At 38.2% G+C, this 5,101-nt stretch carries 4 protein-coding genes and 1 rRNA gene; all 5 read left to right on the top strand.

Going from position 1 to position 5,101, the window contains the following annotated elements; all coding sequences use genetic code 11:
- Window positions 1-200: 200 nt before the first annotated feature.
- The 5 genes from rrf to GJU40_RS20170 all read left to right on the top strand — a co-directional run bounded on the left by rrf (window position 201) and on the right by GJU40_RS20170 (window position 4,656).
- Window positions 201-316, top strand: a 5S ribosomal RNA gene (gene rrf / locus GJU40_RS20190).
- 686 nt (window positions 317-1,002) lie between these two features.
- Complete coding sequence (locus GJU40_RS20185) at window positions 1,003-1,524, top strand: hypothetical protein (protein WP_154309849.1); 522 nt, start codon at window positions 1,003-1,005, stop codon at window positions 1,522-1,524.
- 518 nt (window positions 1,525-2,042) lie between these two features.
- Window positions 2,043-2,705 (top strand): DNA-binding response regulator, encoded by a 663-nt coding sequence (locus GJU40_RS20180; RefSeq protein ID WP_154309848.1) that lies wholly within the window; start codon window positions 2,043-2,045, stop codon window positions 2,703-2,705.
- Window positions 2,706-3,109: 404 nt separating this feature from the next.
- Window positions 3,110-3,580, top strand: a complete 471-nt coding sequence (gene yiaA, locus GJU40_RS20175) for an inner membrane protein YiaA (RefSeq protein WP_154309847.1) — start codon at window positions 3,110-3,112, stop codon at window positions 3,578-3,580.
- Between the two features lie 218 nt (window positions 3,581-3,798).
- Complete coding sequence (locus GJU40_RS20170) at window positions 3,799-4,656, top strand: DMT family transporter (RefSeq protein WP_154309846.1); 858 nt, start codon at window positions 3,799-3,801, stop codon at window positions 4,654-4,656.
- Window positions 4,657-5,101 lie beyond the last annotated feature (445 nt).

Genomic DNA, 5,101 nt, shown 5'->3' with positions numbered 1-5,101 from the left:
TGGAAGCGTGGTGACATGTGGAGCTGACGAATACTAATCGATCGAGGACTTAACCTATATATGATATAGGCATAAACAAGCGAAAACATATAATATCTTGCGCGTTATCCAGTTTTGAGAGAACATGTTTTTTCTCAAAAAAAGTTGTTGCTTTTTCAACAATAACTTTATATAATAATCTTTGTCCTTGTGACAAATAGTCTGGTGGCGATAGCGAAGAGGTCACACCCGTTCCCATACCGAACACGGAAGTTAAGCTCTTCAGCGCCGATGGTAGTTAGGGGCTTCCCCTTGTGAGAGTAGGACGCTGCCAGGCGAATGAAAGAACAGTTGCAGAGCTGTTCTTTTTTTGTGTTTTTTTATACCGGAGGTGCGGGGTTGTATTTTTAAAAGTGCGAGTTAGGATTTTTGAATATTTGAAGACCCGGGGGTTCGAGGGAGGACATGAAGTGAAGGAGCCCTTGAAGTGTACGTTCCCACTGGGTGATGGCCCACATAAACGGAGATATTCCGGTTAAATGAAAAATGAGGCGAATTTCAGGTAATATAAGGGAAGATTTTCCGGTTATGTTGCTAAAAGGCGTCTGTTTCCAACGCTTTTAGCCGATTAGGCGGAATTCCTACTCCTATTTAAGCCGATTTTCGCTGTTTTTTCCGAATAAGCGGAATCTCTACGCTTATTTCATTCCACTCGGTACATGAAAGGGCGAGAAAATGACTGGATGAAAAGATTACAAGCTCTTTAATCTGAAACCTGATACCGAACCTACGGTATCGATTTATTAGGGGCTTCCCCTTGTGAAAGTAGGAAGGACGCTGCTGAATTATGATGCAGATGGAAATATAAAATTCATTACGGGTGTATTGATAATTGAATCCTTCTATTATGTTGAACCTAATAGTAGGGACCACCATGATATAATGTATTTTTCAAAAACAAACCTAAATTACCGTGGAAAGTTTACATAACTATGAACTATCCTATAAATTGGAGGAATAGATTTGCTCTTAAATTATCATATTTCATTACCAAATGGGTTAGAAATTTACGAGTTTATAAAAGATTTTAAATATATATCGTCAATTGACTCGAAATATAAAAAAGGAACTACGTATCACTATCAGACAGCTGAAGTTTGTGGTTATTATATTGATATATATGTTAGTAAAGAAGATTTTGAAGAACTTAAATATGAGGTGTTCAATCAGTTTTCAGTCGATCTTTCAGAATATTGTTTCATGAATTATCAACACTATCATATTGAGAGATATGCTGAGAAAAATTATGATATTCTTCATAGTGCAATAGCATATCATGTTGATGACCATGTTTGGGGAGTATATTATCAGGATGGAATATTATCGAATATACAACATCCAATATTAGAAGGAACGCTACCGGATGAGGGGATATTCCTTTACAATTTAATAATGGAACCTAATGATGATAGTAATACAGTTATGGAAAAACTAGAGTCTCAATTTGATAATTGGTTAATTGAACAAAAGAATGATATTAGATGATTCAGCAATAACGAGTTCTTAATTAAGGCTCTGTTAAGTTCTAATGTTAATTAATAAATAAAATTAATGGGAAACCCAATCCATAAGGGTTTCTCATTCTTATAAAAACCCCCGATAAATATGAATAAAAAATTTAATAAGAAACAATTAAGAAAGGGTTGAAAAATCTGGAAAAACTTTTAAACTGAAAGTAACTCCATCCTTTATTTCTTCTGCATCATCATCTTCTTTCTTTATCTACTGTATTATTAACTCTTCTATCTTTCTTCAATGAAAATCACATTTTTTCTTCATTTAAATACACACTTCGATTAAGGCTTTTTGAAAATTAAATCTATCTGAAGGAGATGACGCTTCTATGGGAGTGAGATTGACTCTATTGACCGTTTTGATGAAGAGTACCCAGAAATATGTTGCGAAAAATGAGATAACTGGTTAAGGAAGAGGAGCTAGTTCTCTAAGATAAGGAGCGGATCGTATAGAGGATGGAGAGTTTACGTTACAGGAGGAAAGCAGTTATGGAATTTGAAAAAGATTACCAGGCCTTTATGAAATTTCATTTGCAGGCAAGAACAGGTGAACGGCTGCGGCGCTTGGAAGAAGGTCACAATCAGGCTGAATTGTTGTTTTTGGAGCAAGTATGGTGGCCAATATTTCAGCATTTTCGGCATCTCCATCCGGAATATGAGGTTCATGATTTTAAAGATGCTAATAGGTATTTAGATTTCGCGTATGTTCGTCACCCAATACGGATTTGCTTTGAGGTCGACGGATATGGTCCTCACTTAAAGAATGTAAGCAGATGGCAATTTTCAGATAGCCTGGAACGTCAGAACCAATTGGTGATTGATGGCTGGGCTGTAATCCGTTTTTCTTACGATCAAGTAAAAGAGAAACCGCGTCTATGTCAGCAGATTGTACAACAAGTGATTGGCCGCTGGCTGGGTGATGAACTGGATCAGACCACCCTTTCCATAGTCGAAAAGGAAGTGCTTCGGCTGGCAATTCGAAAAGAGGAACCCATTTCTCCTAAAGAAATTGAGAAGTACCTGAAGCTAAGCGACAAGACGGTAAAAAAAGTACTTAGTCAACTAGTCCAAAAAAAGATGCTCCTACCTGCATCCGGGGTCGTGAGGATCCGCAGTTATCGGCCGGGAACTGAGGGGAAGCATCCGGTCTAATCATAAACGGAGTAATTTCCCTAATGGTGTAATTATTGAAAAAAACAGCTTAAATTAACGGAGAGATTCCGACTAATCTGATAAAAAGTGTGTAAATAGCTCATTTTTCTTCGGATAACCGGAAACTGTTCCCTTATTCAGCCCCCAAAAGCACTATTTTGCATTTAACAGAAAAATGTCCGCTTATTTCTGCCATTACCTCTCTAGTTACTCAATTTTCCGTTACTTCACTATCCTTTACAATCACCATTTCCATAATAGATCACCCTCTACACTAAAAATCTGCTGTTCCACCAAATTCCCCTCAATAATTGATAGGCATAATCTGTAATAAATTGTTATAATATGTCTCATGGAGCAGTGTTGGCTACTGTATATTGACTGAGATTAAAGGGGGCAGGAGAATGGCAGAATTTAATGAAAATCCGTTAATGAAAAATGAGGAAAAGAAACCGAAAGTCAAGGTAGAAAGAAAAGAAGGAGAACCAACGGCTGCTTTCAAAGGAGCAAGCTGGGCAGCTCTAGTGGTGGGTGTATCTGCTTATTTGATTGGTCTGTTCAATGCTGAAATGGAATTGAATGAGAAGGGCTATTATTTTGCTGTACTGGTCTTCGGACTGTACGCAGCTGTCTCTCTGCAAAAGGCAGTAAGGGACAAGGAAGAAGATATCCCCGTGTCGGGTATTTATTACGGACTCAGCTGGTTTGCTGTAATTGTAGCCATTTCCTTAATGGCAATTGGACTTTATAATGCCGGCAGTATTGTCTTGAGTGAAAAAGGATTTTATGGAATGGCATTCGTTCTAAGCCTATTTGCTTCCATCACCATTCAGAAAAATATTCGGGATACACAGGTTGCCAGGGAAAGAAATTGAAAAAGGGGGACAGTACTGTTGCAGTACTGTCCTTTGTCATGTGGGGTATCCTCAATGGGATACCCTTCTTTTTATTGCATGAAAAACCCACCGTACTTGGTTATAAATATCAAGGACAGAAGCATGAAAGATTTAGCGTATCTGTTTCTTGAAGTTATAAAGCTCCCCATAAGAGGTATAGTTATCTTTACAGTATAAAGGTTTATGGAGGTAACAGGATGCGTGTCAGCGGGTTAGGTTTAGTCATTTTAGCAGCAATACTATGGGGTGTATCCGGAGGACTGGGCGGTTTCTTGATGGATAGGGGCTGGGATCCGCTGGTCATCTCTTTATATAGAGGAACTGTAGGTTTACTATGTATTCTTATATGGGGCTTGTTTAAGCCCGCCCGGTGGAATAAGCCTCTGTTACTATGGTCTATTGTAGCGGGCATTGGAGTAGCAGGGAATTTTATTTTCTACTTTGTTAGTATATCGGAGGCGAGTATTGCGGTAGCAGCAACATTGATGTATACTGCCCCCATTTTTGTTCTCCTTATATCTTTTATATTCCGGCTTGAACAGGCTTCGCTATCTAAATGGCTGGCTATTGGTTTTGTCATGTTTGGAGTAGTATTGCTCACGGAGGTTTATAGTATTGGCTCTGAAGGTATCACAATGCTTGGACTTGCTGCAGGTATAGGCGCTGGATTATCTTATGCATTATTCATTTTTGGATTTAAATATGCATCTCGCCACGGCCAGCCGCAAGGAATTTTAACGATTGCATTCCTTGCTTTTACTTTCATAACTGTGTTTTTTACTGATCTCAATGAAGCAGCCTCCGTCTTTTCCTCCCCTGACTTCATGTGGATGATTCTTCTGGGGATTTTCGGAGCAGGCTTGTCATTCTTCTTTTATGTAGTTGGTTTAAAACGAACTTCACCAACGTCAGCTTCAATTATTGCAATGGTGGAACCAGTCACTGCATCCCTTTTGGGGTTGATTGTTCTGAATGAACTGCTTACTGGAGCACAGCTTGGAGGTATGGCAATCATCTTGCTGACAGTGACCATCTTAAGTGTAAAGCAGAGTTGAAAAAATAATACTAAATTGCTGATAATGAAAAATTCGAGCACCCAGTTATCTAATATGTAAATGAATATTGTTAGGCTTGCTTATCTTCAGTTAGGCGGCTTCACTATTCAAAAACTTCACTTCCTGCTGAACAATAACTGCTTAATCTTTATTATTCTCACTGCTTATAATTAAATTGCCTAAAAGTGTTGACGAACTAAAATAGGCATGTTAAGATAGGTATCTACCTCAAGAGAGGTGCTGTTACAAAAAATGAATTAAAAAAAGTAGTTGACATTATTACTGACAACATGTTATGATAATAAAGTTGCTACAAAATGATCTTTGAAAACTAAACAAAGCAGAACGTCAACGTTAAATGTTTTAAATTTTTACTATGAGCAAGTCAAACAATCTTATTGGAGAGTTTGATCCTGGCTCAGGACGAACGCTGGCGGCGTGCCTA

The sequence above is a fragment of the Metabacillus lacus genome, assembly GCF_009674805.1.
Taxonomy (GTDB): Bacteria; Bacillota; Bacilli; order Bacillales; family Bacillaceae; genus Metabacillus_C; species Metabacillus_C lacus.
Note: the sequence above shows the minus strand (reverse complement) of the source record. Positions and strands in the feature narration are given on the sequence as shown.

What these genes read in the sequence shown, in the direction of transcription:
- GJU40_RS20180 (WP_154309848.1), top strand. Translation starts at nt 2,043, where the DNA reads ATGGAATTTGAAAAAGATTACCAGGCCTTTATGAAATTTCATTTGCAG.
- yiaA (WP_154309847.1), top strand. Translation starts at nt 3,110, where the DNA reads ATGGCAGAATTTAATGAAAATCCGTTAATGAAAAATGAGGAAAAGAAA.
- GJU40_RS20170 (WP_154309846.1), top strand. Translation starts at nt 3,799, where the DNA reads ATGCGTGTCAGCGGGTTAGGTTTAGTCATTTTAGCAGCAATACTATGG.